Source organism: Stenotrophomonas sp. WED208 (assembly GCF_040984485.1).
Taxonomy (GTDB): domain Bacteria; phylum Pseudomonadota; class Gammaproteobacteria; order Xanthomonadales; family Xanthomonadaceae; genus Stenotrophomonas; species Stenotrophomonas riyadhensis.
Genome location: NZ_JAZARB010000001.1, coordinates 3,292,812 through 3,308,051, shown reverse-complemented (window position 1 = coordinate 3,308,051; position 15,240 = coordinate 3,292,812). Strand labels below are relative to the sequence as shown.

Annotated in this window: 12 protein-coding genes; 3 read left to right on the top strand and 9 right to left on the bottom strand. The window is 59.4% G+C overall.

The window, feature by feature from the left end; genetic code table 11:
* The 5 genes from hxsC to VPH47_RS14930 form a co-directional block, all read right to left on the bottom strand.
* The gene (gene hxsC / locus VPH47_RS14950; RefSeq protein ID WP_049455424.1) at positions 1-1,170 is read right to left on the bottom strand and encodes a His-Xaa-Ser system radical SAM maturase HxsC; all 1,170 of its coding nucleotides are present in this window, start codon (positions 1,168-1,170) and stop codon (positions 1-3) included.
* On the bottom strand, positions 1,157-2,653 hold the full coding sequence (gene hxsB / locus VPH47_RS14945) for a His-Xaa-Ser system radical SAM maturase HxsB (protein WP_285314702.1): 1,497 nt from the start codon (positions 2,651-2,653) through the stop codon (positions 1,157-1,159). The genes hxsC and hxsB overlap by 14 nt, the downstream gene beginning before the upstream one ends.
* Entirely contained in the window at positions 2,640-2,945 is a 306-nt protein-coding gene (locus VPH47_RS14940) for a hypothetical protein (RefSeq protein WP_049455422.1), read from the bottom strand. Before VPH47_RS14940 ends, hxsB begins: the two co-directional genes overlap by 14 nt.
* Positions 2,946-3,068: 123 nt before the next feature.
* On the bottom strand, positions 3,069-3,437 hold the full coding sequence (locus VPH47_RS14935) for an H-NS family nucleoid-associated regulatory protein (RefSeq protein ID WP_049455421.1): 369 nt from the start codon (positions 3,435-3,437) through the stop codon (positions 3,069-3,071).
* A 122-nt stretch (positions 3,438-3,559) separates the two neighbouring features.
* Positions 3,560-4,960: a site-specific integrase gene (locus VPH47_RS14930; protein ID WP_368851136.1), complete on the bottom strand. Its 1,401-nt coding sequence runs from the start codon at positions 4,958-4,960 to the stop codon at positions 3,560-3,562.
* Between the two features lie 467 nt (positions 4,961-5,427).
* Between VPH47_RS14930 and VPH47_RS14925 the strand changes: the two genes are divergently transcribed.
* Both VPH47_RS14925 and VPH47_RS14920 read left to right on the top strand, forming a co-directional pair.
* Positions 5,428-7,671 (top strand): AAA family ATPase, encoded by a 2,244-nt coding sequence (locus VPH47_RS14925; RefSeq protein WP_262242816.1) that lies wholly within the window; start codon positions 5,428-5,430, stop codon positions 7,669-7,671.
* A gap of 4 nt (positions 7,672-7,675) precedes the next feature.
* On the top strand, positions 7,676-8,965 hold the full coding sequence (locus VPH47_RS14920) for a hypothetical protein (RefSeq protein ID WP_329764275.1): 1,290 nt from the start codon (positions 7,676-7,678) through the stop codon (positions 8,963-8,965).
* Between the two features lie 63 nt (positions 8,966-9,028).
* On the opposite strand, the gene traD is transcribed toward VPH47_RS14920, so the two are convergent.
* Positions 9,029-9,361 (bottom strand): conjugal transfer protein TraD, encoded by a 333-nt coding sequence (traD, locus tag VPH47_RS14915; RefSeq protein WP_262242814.1) that lies wholly within the window; start codon positions 9,359-9,361, stop codon positions 9,029-9,031.
* 262 nt (positions 9,362-9,623) lie between these two features.
* Here traD and VPH47_RS14910 point away from each other — a divergent pair, with 262 nt between their 5' ends.
* The gene (locus tag VPH47_RS14910; protein ID WP_329764274.1) at positions 9,624-11,204 is read left to right on the top strand and encodes a MobA/MobL family protein; all 1,581 of its coding nucleotides are present in this window, start codon (positions 9,624-9,626) and stop codon (positions 11,202-11,204) included.
* Between the two features lie 608 nt (positions 11,205-11,812).
* On the opposite strand, the gene VPH47_RS14905 is transcribed toward VPH47_RS14910, so the two are convergent.
* The 3 genes from VPH47_RS14905 to VPH47_RS14895 are packed head-to-tail and all read right to left on the bottom strand — an operon-like array spanning position 11,813 to position 15,104.
* Positions 11,813-12,715: a plasmid partitioning protein RepB C-terminal domain-containing protein gene (locus VPH47_RS14905; protein WP_368851135.1), complete on the bottom strand. Its 903-nt coding sequence runs from the start codon at positions 12,713-12,715 to the stop codon at positions 11,813-11,815.
* Positions 12,712-13,608, bottom strand: a complete 897-nt coding sequence (locus VPH47_RS14900) for a plasmid partitioning protein RepB C-terminal domain-containing protein (RefSeq protein ID WP_262242812.1) — start codon at positions 13,606-13,608, stop codon at positions 12,712-12,714. Before VPH47_RS14900 ends, VPH47_RS14905 begins: the two co-directional genes overlap by 4 nt.
* Entirely contained in the window at positions 13,605-15,104 is a 1,500-nt protein-coding gene (locus tag VPH47_RS14895) for a recombinase family protein (RefSeq protein ID WP_368851595.1), read from the bottom strand. Before VPH47_RS14895 ends, VPH47_RS14900 begins: the two co-directional genes overlap by 4 nt.
* Between the last annotated feature and the right edge of the window lie 136 nt (positions 15,105-15,240).

Below are 15,240 nucleotides of genomic sequence, written 5' to 3'. Positions count from 1 at the left end.
TCAGGTTTCCAGGACAGGAGAGATGGACCGGCTGGTCCAAGCCGGTGTGACCCACGAGAAGAAGCCGCCGCACCGCTGTCGAACCGAGCAGGTTTCGCAGGCGGGTAGGTAGTCGTTCTTCCAAGGCGAAATGCTCTGCACGGCGTAGGGCCAAAGCGATCGGTCCAACGCGCACAGGGGTAAGTTGTAGAGCGAGACCGGAATTCCGCCCTCGGCCAGCAACCCCACCGCGTCGGACAGGACGTCGCCGTAGTCCGCTGGATCGGCCCAAAGCTCACGCTGATGCGCTTTGGCAAACCCGATGGGCTCGATGCCCATCAGTGCGACGTGTTCGACGAAGGGCAGGTTGCGCCAGATGTAGCGGGCCAGCTGTATCAGCCGCTCGACCGTTGGCTTGACCAACACGACTCGGATCTCCACCCGCTGCTGGGCGGCTTCCAATGCGTAAAGCCCACGAAGGGTCTGAGCGAACGCCCCCTCGCTTTGCACCACGTAGTCGTGCAGGGCATAGCGGTCGCCGTAAAGCGGGATGCCCCAGCTCAGGTTGGGATGGAGGCCTGCAAATTTGGCATGCAAGCCAGGCTCACGCAGACGACCGTTGGACAGGATGTGCAGGTGGGTGTTGGGCAGCACGTGCGCGCATTTGGCCACCACGTCGACCAACCCGTCACCCAGCAGGGTCGGTTCCCCGCCGCTGATCGCTAGCGAAGGTTCCTCCGGATCGATGAGGTCGATCAGGTCCAGGAGGTGCCTCACCCGCCAATCGTCTTGAACGTCTCGGGGCGGCTGAGAGCACATCAGGCAGTAGCTGTTGCAGCGCTCGGTGGCGAACAAGACATTGCCGGTGTCTCCGCGCCGGTAGCGGATGGCCACTTTCTTCTGCAGGGGATTGAGCTCCACCACATCCCCAGGCTTGCAAACACCCGGCGGTCCTTCCAAGTGAACGAGAGGGGCCTCACTGGGTGAGCGCAACCCGCTCGAGGGCAAGACTGCACCCCAAGGCAGGTTTAGCAGCTCATTGCTGGCGTGGTCCGCTGGGACGCCCCGCAGGTCCAGGGCCAAGCGCTCGAAGGGAAGTGGTGATTGGGCAAACTCTGCCAGCGACACGACCTTGAGCAGGCTGGCCTTCGCTGACGGCGCCAGCTCGGCTCTGGTTTCAAGCGGCAGCATGGACGGGGTCCTCCACCGGCGGCTTCGGATTGGCCCAGGAGCGCATCAACCCTTGGATGTTCCGGTCAGCCTTCTCGTATCGCTCCAGCAGGAAATCAAAGAGCCCCATGTTCCGCCGGCAGAAGTCGCTGCTGGGCCGATGGCCGATGGGATCCCCCTGGCGGGCGTAGTGCTCGATCGGATCGGCGCCGCACATCGGCACAAACGCGCAGTCGGAGCACGTGGGTAGGGCCTCGGCGACGCCGGCGTCCAGCAAGCGGGCCATGGCGGGCGAGGACAGCCATTGGCTGACCGGTTGGCTGACGTGGCCCAAGGCAAAGGCATCGTCCCCCATGGCGGCCAGCATGCGTGCCTCGTCCGACGGATAGACCCGCCCATCATGGTCATAAATGACGGCGCCCAACCCGGCTCCAGAAGGCGATCGGAGATCGACGTAGCCGTGCCCGAAGGATGTGAAGAGCTGGGAGAGGAGGAGAGACGCGTAGGACTCTTCCATGGCGTAACCGGCCAGGTTCACCGACAGCAAGTGATCGAAGGCTCGCCGGTAGAAGGCAAGGAAGTCTTCCGTGGGGTAGCCGGTGCGCCGGGCCGTCTTGTTTGCGAACCCATAGGGGCTCAAAGGACGCAAGGAGATGCTGTGGAAACCCAGCTTCCGGTATTCGTCGATGATGGCCTCAGGAACCTCGAGGCTCTGGCGGGTCAGCGTCGTCAGCGCCGAGACGCCATCGTCTCCGAGCCAACGGCGCCCGCGTTCAATCCCCTCCACAGTCCGCCGGTAGCTGTCGCGGCCGGGCCGGGGGCGATTGGCGTTGTGAAGCCATTCGGGACCGTCCAGTGACGTAGACAGCTTGAAGCGATGTTCGGTCAGAAACGCCAGCTGGTCGTCGGTGAGGTCATGCAGAGTGGATGCCAGCACGAAGCGCAGGGTGCGTCGGGCGCTCCGATTGCGCTCGACGACCCGCCGGGTGATGGCCTTCACTTGCTCAAAATTCAGCAGGGGCTCACCCCCTTGGAACTCGATCGTCAGTTCTTGGCTCGGCCATTCGAACAACCGTTCCACCGCCTGTTCGGCATGCGCACGTTCCATGTCGTACGCAGTGGCGCTCGTCTCCTGCCGGGACACCTGGCAATAGTTGCAGGTGTGGTGGCAACGCAGGGAAACCACGAAGATGTGGAGAGCGGGTCCACCCATCAGGTAGGACTTTCGGCTACGGATTTGGCTAAGCAGAGGCGCCAAGCTGCTTCGGTCGGTGCCGGCAACGGTCAGGTGCCGGGCTTCCAAATCCGCAAAGAGGGCGGACTCGGTCGGAAGCTGGTGGTTCACCAGGCGCTGAACGTCCTCCATCTTCATCAGGAGCCAGTCGCCTGCCATCGACGAGACGAAGGCCCGATCGTGATCCCACGGCAGGCGCCGGAACCGCAGAGGCAACAGTTGGTAGTCCGATGGCGCGGCGAAAGCCTGAGCGGGCCTAAACCTCGACATGTGGCATCACCGGCTGTGCCTGGTTCAGTGCTGCGCGAAGCAACTCCTGCTGCAGCCCGTTGGTCTCTGATCGCACGGCCGCTCGCAGGCGTTCGTCCAGTAAGTCTCGGGAAAACCGGGCCCAAAGGTCCTCTGGCAACTTAGAGCCGTCCAGAGACCAAAAGCCAACGGTGAGGTTGGCGCCTTGGCTACGAACCTCGACGCCAAGCTCGCCGGTATAACGATGCGCGGCCCGAGCCGCGACGTCGTCTGAATACAGTGCGCGATCAATAGTGAATTGCGAGCGTTCCATTGCTCATCCCCCCTGGATGAGTGAACTTTGCTCCTGAGTAGCCCATGTTGCAAGTCGCCAGAAGTCGAAATTCTCCTCTGACTCGAGAATGCCTTGAGTGCGTTCGGAGCCCGACGCTGTCGACTATTTGATCAGGAATTCACTGGGCTCTTTGCCCTTCTGCACCAGTGCAGCCAGCCACCTTGGTTGGCGGCCACGGCCAGACCACGTTTCATTAGGGTTGGCCGGATTGCGGTACTTAGGTGCGACCTTGCTTCCGGCGGACTTCCTGGGCCTGCGGCCGGAGGGCCTCTTGGAGGTCTCGGAAGAAGCCGTTGAAACCGCTCCATAAAGCTCCTCAATCGTGTAACCGTGGTCTTTGACGTATTGGTTGATCTTGGCTCGCATTGCGGCAGCCTTGGGCCGGGTCAGCACCTTGGTTTGCTGCTTCTCTGCCTGAGCGATCAGGGCTTTGAGTTCTTTGGCCGACAGGCCGCTGACATCGATGGTCATCTGTGTGGTCCAAGCGAGGAGGGCTTTAGCGTAATTCCAAATGGAATTCGATGCGAACGCTCCCTTGACGAGCCCAGGCCCCTCTTCATGAGTTGGTTGGACCTGGGCAATTGCTGCTGGTATCACGGATGGAACTTGCCCGGATCCCGCAACTGTTCCGCAAACTGCCCACGCTGGTAACGCGGCAGTTCCACGTTGGGCTGATACAACTCCAAGGCGCTGATCTGCTTGCTCCGGGTTACCTGCGGTTTCTTGTGGAGATAGTGCTTGCGCAACACCTGGACCCGATCCCGGGGATCGGTGCTGTGGCCGGTTACCAGCGCAATCTCCCTCTCCGGAACATCGTTCACATCAAGCTCTGTCGCCAGGGTGTGGCGGAAGGCATGGAAGCCGATCCCTTTGGCGAACCCAAGGCTCTTCAAGTAGCGGCCGAAATCCACCACGAATTGCTGGCTGTAGCGGGCGTTGGTCTCTCCGGTCTTCCGGTTCACGCCGGCAGAGAGGAGGGGGAACAGCCGCGGGTGGCCAGTGGCCTTCATGTCTTCGACGAACTCGAGGAAACCGGCGTCCAATAGGGGCTTGGCGATGGGGACGACGCGCATGCATCCGGCTCCCTTCATGCTTTGCCGGCTACGCCGTTGGCGCTTCGGATCCGCGGCGAGGTCTTCATCGATGGTCTTTTGGAAGGCGATGCACCAGATGCCGCGCTCCTGGAGAATGTCGGTCAGCTTCAGCTGGCACACTTCGTTGACGCGAGCTCCCGTGTAGAGGCCAATCATCGGTGCCCACCAGTGCTGCGGCTTTCTCGCCCAAGGGATGAAGGTGGCCGGGTCGAAGATGGCCTGCAGGTCTCCGTCCTCGAACAGGCGGATGGCCTTGTCGGGATCGATGGCGTGGTCTTCTTTTGGTTTGCGGAAGGCCTTCATGGGCGAGGACGCGATGGCTTGCCCGTTGACCAGGTGGTTGAAGAAGGCAACCAGGAAGCGGCGGTGGCGCTCTTCGGTGGCCGGAGCCAAGGGCGGTACGTCCTGCTCCTTCCCCAAAGTGATCGCGTCATCGAAGCTGAGGCGTTTCAGCAAGGGATCCGACAACAGGTTTTTCGGAGCCCAGCGCAGCAGCTGCCACAATGCTTGGATATGCTTGTAATCCACGCGGCAGGCCGAAATGTTGCCGCAGGTCAGCAGGAGAAGTTTCAGGGTCCGCTCGGTAGCGAGCACTGTCTTGGGATCCAGCTGCCGGCGGCGCATGTCCGCGAGGTGATCATCGATCTCTTTGGCCAAGGGACGCGCCGGTGTACCCATGGGGAGTTGCTGGGGATACCGGGTTCCGTTCTTCAGCGCGCTCTTGCGGCCGATTTCGTCCAGCGCTGTCAGGATGCATTCCTGAAGATTGATTGCAGCTTCGCGACCTTGAACCGTAGCTCGTTCAATCCGGAAGCGACCAATGTGGATGCCCTCCAGATGAAGGGTGCCAAAGGGTGCGGCAATGTAATCGGTGAGGGCTGCGGAGGGTAGAGCGGTCATTGGTTCACTTCCATCTGGGGGATGGAAGTACGGATAAAACAGGCCGCAAATTCGTCAACCGGGTTGATACAAAAATCTTCGCCCCACTCAACGCCCCTAGACGTTGCTCCGGCTGCGAGGGTGCCCTCACCATCCCGCTAAATCAGTTATCTCCGTGAAGTCCCTTAAAACAAGGGATTTCGAGCGATTTTCAAGCAATCAATAGCAGTCAATTGCGTACTGTTTGCAGTTAATTGCCTAACAATCGGTGCTTCAAAGTTGTTATGCCATGCTGAACGAATGGTAAATGACATGCGGACATGTTAGTTTGAATGGGTGGCCTGTCAGCAGGTTTGTTCTTGAGGACAGCTTCTTGTTGCCAGTAGACCCTGGCCAAACCTAAGGGCTCGGTTAGGGATGCCTGACCTTTGGTCCCATCATTAGAATCAGTGTGGGCTTCGTCTGTGAGCGAGCTGCCAGGGGGCACCTTGATTACCGGTCTGTCGATTCATCGATACAAGAGCTTCCATCCTACTGTTGCTCTACCCATCAGTTTTGAGCCTGGAACGCCTCCAAAGCCAGTGTTCCTGTATGGAACTAACGGGGCAGGAAAGAGTGCCATCGGCGAGGTCATTCAGGGGGTGAGCGGCGGCGATGAGAAGTTCTCTCACTGCCAGATGCACACCTCTAACGACGCTGCATATCGAGTGCTTGTCTACAACCAGCGGTTCGTAGACAAGGTGATCCGGACGGCAGAAGGGGTTCCTGGCATCTTTACCATAGGTGCCTTGGACGCTGAAACCCAGGCTGAGATCGAAGGAAGGAAGGTCGAGGCTGAAGCCCTTGAGTCTCAGCTTGAAGCGGTCAAGAAGAAGATCGAGCATTCGATTGAGGCCGGCAAGAAAGTCCAGGAAGCAGCCATAACAGGGGCGTGGAAGGCCCACAGTGACTACAATAAGCCCCCGTTCCGCGACCTGTTGAACGGGTGGCACAGCGACCGGAAGAAGTTCTTCGAAGAACTCGACAAGTACGCTGTGGCCGACGATGTCGAGCTCGATGGCTTGGATCGTCTACAAGAGCGCCTGGCCGACGCAACCAGCATCGAAACTGCTCAGGTAAGGGTTTCGGTTGACCTTTCAGGTCTGGCGGTAATCGAGTCGCATTCGATCTGGGCCGAGAGGATTGTGGTCTCTTCCGCTAGTAGGCTGGCCCCTTTGATCGAGAAGTGGGGGAACAGCGACTGGGTCGGGCAGGGGCGCGACATTCCACACGGAGAGGACTGCCCCTTCTGCCAGCAGAAGTTGCCGGAGAATTTCGCGGAGGATCTGGCCAAGCTTCTTGATGGGGACAGGCAAGCCCGCGTCGACCAGGTGAAGTTGCTTGCTGAACGCTATGAAGCGACTGTCGGACAGATAGAGGTGTCTGTGGCCCAGGCCTTTAAGCACCCTTTTGCCCAGAAAGATGCGGCCATGTCTCAGGCCTGGGAACTGTTGCTGGCACGGCTCAAGGCGAACAGTGCTTTGATGAAATCCAAGGTCGACAAGCCAGCAGAGCCTTATGACGTTGCGACAAGCGACATTGAGCCGATGACGGGCGCCATTGGCGCCATCAACCAGCGAATCACCGAATTCAACGCAAGAATCGCTGATCGCGCAGCTGAAAAAGGGCGTGTCCGAACGATGTTTTGGCAGGTGATGCGTCGCGAGCGAGCTCCTGTCTACGAAGCGTATAAAGCGAGCAAGGCCCCATTGGTGGAGGCTCTGACGGCAGAACGTGCCGAGAAGACCGCCATTGAAAAGAGCTTGGGCGGCATCACCGAGCGCCTTAAGGAGCTGGGTCAGCTCCAAACAGGTGTGGGGGCAGCAGTCGAAAAGATCAATGCGCGTCTTGCGGGCATGGGTGTCACCTCCTACTCCATCTCAAGTAAAGGAGAGGGGCACCTATATTGCTTGAGCCGTCCTGGGCAGGCAGAGGGCGACATGACTTCGCTCAGTGAGGGCGAGAAGACACTCATCTCGTTCCTCTACTTCCTCGAGCGCCTGAAGGGCTCTGACGAGGCAGATTCAGGTCCGGTGGACCTAGGTAGAACGATTGCCGTCATCGATGACCCGATTTCCAGTCTGTCGCACAACTTCGTGTTCGACATTGCTTCCATCATCCAAGAAGAACTCATCAAGCCGCCCGAGGGCGTGCCGCGATTGCGTCAGGTGATGGTGCTGACCCACAACCTCTTCTTCCTACATGAAATGCTCCGGCAGACAGTGGGTCCAGAGTTGGCGAACCAGGATAAGCGCTGCCAACTGCTCCGTGTGGTGAAGTCAGAGCATACGAAGGTGGTCCCAATGAGGGCGTCGGAGATGATGAACGACTACCAGGCATTGTGGCAGGTTCTTCGAGATGCACGCGATTCCAATACGCCGGCGATCATGGTTCCTAACGCCATGCGATGCATACTTGAGCACTTTTTCTGGTTCACTCACCAAGAAGGGAAGTTCAAAGAAGCTCTGAGGAAGGTCGCTGCCGCTGATGCATCATTTACGCCATTGGCGCGCTTCCTAGACAGGGGTTCTCACAGGGACGGCATCAACATCACCGTGATGGATTTCAATCACTACGACTTGAATTACTACTTCGATAAGTTCAAGGCCGTCTTTGATGCTGCGGGCTTTCCTGAACACTACGCTGCGAACATGGGAGCTGGCGCTGTCCAAGGGCTTGCACAGGAGGTCTGAGCATATGGAAGACGAGATCCTAATGTTCCAAGGCCGTCTTGCGTTGAGCGGCAGGGCCTTTGATGTAACGTTCCAGACCGTCCTTAGCGTAGACCTTCGGCTGAAAATTGAGCTTCTTTCGCCTCCGCTCCAGTTGGCACTGGATCTTCATTCAGCTATGGGGGAGCCTGGGGCGGCTGGCGAAAGCGTAACGCTTGAGGGGAATGGCCGTTCGGAAGAGGTGTTTTTTTCAGACTCGGTAGACGTGAATGGAATTCACATCGGTTCAGGTGGCTGCCAAGTATCAATCTCTGCCCGTTCCGCCAAGCTCTCTCGCAAAGCGAAAAGACGTTCAGATTTTCCCGCCACAAGACTATGGTTCCGCGGTTTCAAGTCAATGCCCATTCGGCCCGTCGAAAGCAGTCTGGGTAAGGTCGAGGTGCGTGGAGGTGTAAAACGGGTAGGCCGCGACGACGCATCTGGATTCGCGGCGATATACGCAGACCAAGCAACCAACCTTGCCGATTGGTCTCAGCGAGCCGACGAACTGTTGACCTTCTTACACCAAGGGTTGGCTTTTGCCAGTGGAAAGCGGCTTCAGGCGCCTGTGCTGGAGGTTCTCTGTGGCGATCGCTGGGAGTGCACCTACTTTGAAGGGGAGGGCTTCGGCGGGAGTCTCTCGCCAATTCACTTCATGAATCGTGGCCCGTTCGTGGAAGCCCTAGTAAAGCGGTTTGAACAGGGGACGCCCTTTAAGGACGCTTTGTGGACCGTGGTTGGCTGGCTCCACGTCGACACGCCTTTTCATGAGGCTCGATTCTTGATGTCGATGACCGCGGTAGAGACGCTCTGTGAGCGTGTAGTCCCGAAAGCAAGAACAACGCTGATGGAGAAGGAGAAATATCGCCCTGTTCGTAAAAGGCTTGTCTCGATCATTGATGAGGCTGGTTTCGATCCAGCAGAGACAGCCGTTTTGACTCAACGGATTGACTTGGCAAATGGACGGCCTCTTTCCTATAAGCTGTCTTCCCTGCGCGATCATTATCAGCTTCCACCGACCGTCTTCACAGACGAAGCGTTCCTGGATCTATGCAGGCTCCGAAATGCTCTTGTCCACAGTGGGGGTGGCAAAGGACAGGACGCTTGGCCCAGAATATTGTTTGTCCGTGAGTTGTTGTCGCAGGTGATCTTTAGGGAGATTGGTTACACCGGTCCCTACGAAAGATACCTCAACGGCTATGCCAGCATGCCGGGTGCCATAGAGAATTTTGATGATGGGAGAAGTGAGGCTCCCGTCAGTCAGGAAAGCATCTAAAGCAGGGTCGCCTTCGTCAGATCGCAGCGTTCGAGCCCGTCACATCCATTTGGGTAGCTCTGGTCAATGCTTGGTTGCGCGTCCCTCCATCGCGGCCGAGAGCATCGCGAGTCGCGCGGTGCCGCGCGAACATGCTTGGTTGCATAGATCCTGGTTGCTGCGGTTTTCCACATAACTCAATAGGGCACCAAGAAGTTCCCTATCGTCCAGCGTTTCTGCGCCGGCCATGAACACGAGGTCTGCCAGTCGCAATCGTCGCTTGGCCTCTTCCCGTCGCTGAGTTGCTTTTGCCCTTGCAGCTTGTCGCTGACTCGACAGAAGCTCCCTGGCTTGCAGCAGGGCCAACCGCTCTGTGGCTCTTTGGATTCTAAGATGATAGTGCGTTGGCTCGGTCATTGCATTTCTCCTGGGCGTGTTTACGAGTCAAACAAAGAAATGGCTCGCGTCAAGTTCTTGAACATTTGTAAATGATCTGCTTCTTCAAGATCGACACGGTCTGAAAATTAGAGCTTGAAAGAAAGGAGCAAGAGCGCACCTAGGCGTCACTACGTGACGCGTGCGCAAGTGGCTTCGCCCCTTGAACCCCAATCGCTTTCAGCGCTTGCGAAAATCCAAAGCCACGGCATAAACAAAGCCACATCCACTGCTTTGGAGCCACATGGCCATCTACCACGCGAATGTCAAAACATTCAGTCGAGCCAAGGGACACTCGTCTGTTGCCGCTGCCGCGTACCGCGCTGGGCTTCTTCTCGAAGACACGCGCACAGGACAGCGCCACGACTACCGTCGGCGGGACGGCGTGGTTGAATCACGCTGCATCATTCCCGACGACGCACCAGGTTGGGCCCTGGTGCCTGCCTCGCTTTGGACGGAGGCCGAGGCCGCGGAACGCCGCAAGGATTCCACCATCGCGCGGGAGTTCGAGTTTGCGCTGCCCCACGAGCTTGACGATGACCAGCGATCGTCTCTTGCCCTCGCCGTGGCGCGGGCGTTGGTAGATCGTTACGGTTTTGCCGCACAAGCCAGCATCCACAGTCCCGGCAGCAAAGGAGGCATGAATTGGCATGTCCACATCCTGGCAACCACACGCCGGCTTGGCCCTGACGGCTTCCTGGACAAAACCCGAGAGCTCGACGGAGGCCCTGCGGGCCGGGCCGAGGTCGAGTGGATCCGGGAGTTGGTGGCCGCGACGACGAATGCGCATCTTGAAGCTGCGAATCTGGACGTTCGCGTGGATCACCGCAGTCTTAAGGCCCAGGCCGACGAGGCGCTCGCGCGCGGGGATCTCGTGGCTGCCGCAGTCCTGTCACGCGCCCCCACGCGTCACCTGGGAAAAGACGCGTCAGCCATCGAACGCCGAGGGGAGTACTCAGAGCTAGGGGAGAGGAACAGGTCCATTCAGGAGGCGAATCAACACGCCTTCGATGAAGTGCTAGCTCGGTTTGAACAGGAAAGCCGGGCCGCGGCGCCTGAGGGGCGCAGTGAAGCGCAGGCCCACCGCGAGGCGAAGCGCTCGAGCATCGATCAGACGCTTGCCTTCTCCGATGGGCAGATCGTTGTATCGCACCAGTTGGGGAAAGCCATCGGCGAGAGGCGCTCCGACGGCAGCACCGAGGGTGTTCCCAGGGAGGCCCCCTCGGTGGAGGCCATCCGGATTGAGGTGGTCCGTCAAGGCGACGCGCTCAGGGAGGAATTGGCTGCCCATGCGCTCCATTCCACGCTGAAAGCGGTCAGTGCACTGGCGAGCGAAGAAGTCGTTCTCGGGGAGTGCAAGGAGCATCGTTCGGCGCTCAACGGGCTGCTGCTGGGCTTGAAGCGGTTTGCAGCAGCATTGGTCCGTTTCCCCAGGCGTCTTAAAGCTGTGCGCCGTGCGATCCGATTGCGGCACATGGCTGAACAGGCGTGGGACGACTTTGTGGCCAACCACCCGGAACCCGGGGTGTCTTGGACCGCTCGTGAGTGGGCCAGGCGTCGCGGCCGCCGGTTGGCAGCTCTGGAGCAGCGGTCTGCTGAGTTGGCTTCAGCCCAAGCTGCCGCAACCCCGGAGCAAGAGGCGATCTTGGCCGAAGACCTACGCTTGCGCGAAGGGTGCTTGGAGGCCGCGAGCGCGGCTGTCTTGGAACGTTGCTCTGTTCGAGCCGAGCCAACCCGGGAGGCGCAGTCGGACTTCCAAGAGTGGCCCGTCGCGTCGGAGGCGTCCCAGCCATCCGCCGTTCCACGGCGCCCCAGGTTGCACTAAACGCAACGAGCCCCGCCTGGCGGGGCTCCTCTCGTTTCAGGTGGCATCCTTCAATGAACAGAGGGCCCCGAGTTCCTCGACGCTGAAGGTGGCGAGCTCTTCTTGGCGCGGCTCCGCCGCCATTCGTCTGTCGGGATGAACGTGCGGTCCACCACGGCTTCACGTGTGCGCGTCTGGGGCACCGGCGTTGGGGGTATGAACTTGCCACGCCGTGGCTGGTCCTCCTCCCACTGTCGAATCAGTTCGGCGGACACGTCCAAGGCATGCCTCACGTCGTTGACGCGATCGCTCAATTGGCGAGAGGAGCCCTGCGACATGAGCCCGATAAGCAGTTGGCTGGCGATTTTGAACTGTGGGTGAGAGAACATGGTTGAGCTCCTTTGAGCCGAGGTGGTGTGCTCATCAAAGCACCATCGCCTCGCTTGGCAACCCAGAATTTTGGGGCTTCTTTCACAGAAGCCGAAGTTGGTCATGCTGGAAAATCATCAGCTTTGGCCGAGCTGAAAACGCGCATAGGCATGCCGATCGCACTTTCGTAGGGCTGGTCGATGACCGGCTCGCGCAAGGCCAGGAATTGCTCTGAAGACAAGATAGGGAAGCTCAGCAGGCTACCCTGCCTTGAGAAGCTTGATGTCCGCAATTCGCTGAAGCTGTTGAAGATGGTCTGGCTTGTTCTTGGCCAGCCACCGCACAATCGCCGCGTTTTCCAAGAGGGTCGACCCAATGTGGGTTTTGACGATTTCGAGCTGGAGGCTGGCTGGGCCATAATTCTCCTCCAGCAGCTTCGTATCGGCTTGCAGCGCTGCCAGCTCCCGTTCCAAGCGTTGGAGCGCCTCGATAGGGGCACCGATGGCCGTCTTTGCTGCCAATGGCTCTATCAACTGTTCGACCGGCGTGTTTTGGAGAAGCGCGGTTGCAAGCTTGATCGAGTAATCCCCCAAGTTGACCATGGTCTGGGCAGCATCGATCTGCCGGAACGGCTTCATTTTTCGCAGCAAACGAAAGACGCCTGCGGCGGCGGGTTTGTCGGCCAGGATGGCGGTCGCTTCGTCGCAAACTCCATCCAGAAGCCGGAATTTGTCCCGGATGGAGCTGGCCGAGATGTTGAGCACCTCCGACAGCTGTTCCACGGAAACCCCGCGCTCTGCTGCCCTGAGGATCATCCGGTGCTCTTGGACCACCGAAAGGCGGTTCACCTGCTTGTTGTAAGTGTAGCCCTCGTCGTCTGTTGAGATGAGGCAGGGGGCCACGGTTGCTCCCAGGTCCTTCAGAGCCTCCAAGCGCATTCGCCCATCCAGGACCAAGAACCGCCCGGTGGTGCCCCGGTCCAGGGTAACCACGATGGGTTCGACCAATCCCACCGTCCTGACCGAGCTCACGATCTGCTGATACTTGACGGAGGCCTTCGTCCCCGTCGGCATGGCAACGCTGTAATGCAGCTGCGCCAGCTGGATATCCACGCAATCCTTCTCAAAGCCCAAGCGTACGCCCGGAGGTTGCTTCTTGCTCATCGAGCTAGCCCTCTGCGCGGCAGCAGGTCAGCCAGTGGTTGCGGGACGCTGATCAGCCCCTCCGATTGGAGAAGTGCGCAGAACTCTTTCGAGGCAAAAAGCTCTTTGAATATCTGCCGAGCCAGGAGGAGCGATTGCTGCGTGAACTCGGCCTTCTTCTGGATGCGTTGGTGCATCTCCACGTCGCGTTTGTAGAGCTTGGCAAGGTCCTCGGGAGTCAGCTTCTTTCGCGGTGCGCCGTGAGCATAGGAGTTTGTTCCCTTCTTTCCGCTTCTAGCTCGATGAGCCAGGATATTTCGGACGACGGTCACCTTCTTTCCCTTGAGCTCGCCGGCCTCGTAGGCGTCCATCAGCAACTGTTGCGCATCGCGATCATTTGCCCGGGAGATGTTGACAGCAAGGGCCAAGGAAATGTGGCCGGCCTCCGCGGCAGCGAGCAAACGTCGCTCTCCGCGCTCCATGAGGTTGGCAACGCTGTTCACCCAGGACGGAGTGCAGCCCAGCTTGGTGGCTATCTCCGGGTCCGAGTAACCGCGCTCTCTGAGCACCTGGACCTGTTCCATGGTCTCGGCCGCCCTGGGCGTGCGGCGGGCGACGTTCTCCACGATGCTCATCACGTGGCCGGTGTGCTCATCCACGTCCAAGATCAGGGCGGGGATGTCGCGGTGGCCCAACAGCTTGCACGCCTCAAGGCGGCCTTGGCCGCAGATCAGGGCATAGGAGAGGGATGTTTCATCGGGAGATGCCTTGCGAACGCTAACGGGGCGTTTGAGCCCCACCGTTTCGATGCTTCGGGTGATGCTTCGGTGGATGCGTTGGTTTCTGACACGCGGATTGGCGACGTGGATGTCGGCAATGGGGATCATCTGAACGCTTGTGCTTTTGTTCGTCATGCGGCCTCCAGCAATGCGACCCGACCGGCCAAGGCGAAGAACTCCTCCAGCGTGTCCATGCGGTAGGCGTCCAAGGAAAAGCCGTTGTCCTCCATGGAGGGCCTGCCATCGGGGGTGAAGTCGATGGAGGGAAGCACGTAGTAATCGTGGGCATGACGGTTACCGGGATCCATCCGGATCACTACAGTCAGATGCGGCGTCAGGCTTGCATCCAGTCGGATGCGCCAGCGGTTGGAGCCGGCGGGTGTGGGCTTGCACCGTGCGATAACGACGGACGTGAGGAGCTCACCGTTCACCCGCAGCAGATCAGTATCCCGGCATGGCTCGACCCACCCACCGTGTTGGGCGATGCCATCCACCACCAGCTGGACCATCTCGGGATGCCGCTGCCGAAGGGCGCGGTTGATCTCCAAGTAGGCGTAGTCGCGTTTGGGGGAGTAGCCAACCAAGCTATAGGCCCGGAGCAGGCTACCAAACCGATGGCGGAAGGCGCTGCTGGAGGGAACGCCTTCTTCTTCGTCGATCAGCATCCCTGACAGCGCGCCATGCCGCTCGAGCAGTGAGCGCAGGGCTTCCAGCATCTGGCGGTCGTCTAAGTGGACCGAACGTGCCGCAATGACTGCTTGAACGCGCTCGAACAGATCAAACGGAACAATGGCTTCAAAGGCATGTTCCTTTCGCACCCACGCCTCTGGCGGGTTCTGAACGTGTTGCAGCTTCAGCTTGAACGAGGTCCGGTTGTAGACGTTGTGGCCGACGTATTTCTCATTGGTTAGTATTTGATGGATCGTCCCTCTGCTCCATAGGCCACCCACTTCATTGGGGATGCCTTCTCGGTTCAGGACGGAGGCAATGACTCGCTCGGGCATGCCGTCCTGCAGGAACAGCCGATAGATGCGCAAGACGGTTGCGACTTCTTGCGAAGGCCCGGGTACCAGGATCACACGATCGGTCTGGATGCTCTTTTGCTCTCCTCGAGCGAGCACAGCCTTGGGCTGGAGATGCTCGTCGACAAGTTGGCGGCGCAAGCCGTATCCCGGTGTGCCTCCTTGTCGGAACCCGTGCCGCACGATGTTGCAGGCCCCTTTGAACACCTTGTCAGATAGCTCACGGCTGTATTCGGCGGCCATGCTGCGCTTGAGGCCAATCATGATGGTGGATGGCAACGAGCCATCGTTCTTGAACGCTTCCGCGCAATAGATGACCGGCACGCCATGGCTCTTACAGGTGTGAACGTAGGCGGCGGCCTCGTCGGGGTCGGGGAAGCGCCCCCAACGGCTGACGTCGTAGACCAGGATGGCGTTGAAGCCAGAGGAGGGGAGCTTCACATCCCGGAGAAGGGCTTGAAGAGCGCTCCGACCTTTCAGGTTTAGTCCACTCTTGCCTGAGTCCTCGTAGGTCTGGACGATCTCCATGCCGTGCGCCTTGGCATATTCGGCAATTGCCGCGGCTTGGTTCTCCGTGGAGTAGCGCTGATGCTCGGTAGACATGCGCACATACTGGGCAACCGGAATGAGCCGATCGGGGGGCTGAGTAGCATCGGACACTGCGTGGTGCGAAAACACGGTCAGCGCTTCCCATGTAAGACTATGTATTCAGCGACCGTAGGCCGGTAGATTGACGGTCTTGTGA

Coding starts and splice junctions, on each gene's coding strand:
- traD (WP_262242814.1), bottom strand. CDS start 9,361: ATGACCGAGCCAACGCACTATCATCTTAGAATCCAAAGAGCCACAGAG.
- VPH47_RS14900 (WP_262242812.1), bottom strand. CDS start 13,608: ATGACGAACAAAAGCACAAGCGTTCAGATGATCCCCATTGCCGACATC.
- VPH47_RS14930 (WP_368851136.1), bottom strand. CDS start 4,960: ATGACCGCTCTACCCTCCGCAGCCCTCACCGATTACATTGCCGCACCC.
- VPH47_RS14940 (WP_049455422.1), bottom strand. CDS start 2,945: ATGGAACGCTCGCAATTCACTATTGATCGCGCACTGTATTCAGACGAC.
- hxsC (WP_049455424.1), bottom strand. CDS start 1,170: ATGCTGCCGCTTGAAACCAGAGCCGAGCTGGCGCCGTCAGCGAAGGCC.
- VPH47_RS14905 (WP_368851135.1), bottom strand. CDS start 12,715: ATGAGCAAGAAGCAACCTCCGGGCGTACGCTTGGGCTTTGAGAAGGAT.
- VPH47_RS14920 (WP_329764275.1), top strand. CDS start 7,676: ATGGAAGACGAGATCCTAATGTTCCAAGGCCGTCTTGCGTTGAGCGGC.
- VPH47_RS14910 (WP_329764274.1), top strand. CDS start 9,624: ATGGCCATCTACCACGCGAATGTCAAAACATTCAGTCGAGCCAAGGGA.
- hxsB (WP_285314702.1), bottom strand. CDS start 2,653: ATGTCGAGGTTTAGGCCCGCTCAGGCTTTCGCCGCGCCATCGGACTAC.
- VPH47_RS14935 (WP_049455421.1), bottom strand. CDS start 3,437: ATGACCATCGATGTCAGCGGCCTGTCGGCCAAAGAACTCAAAGCCCTG.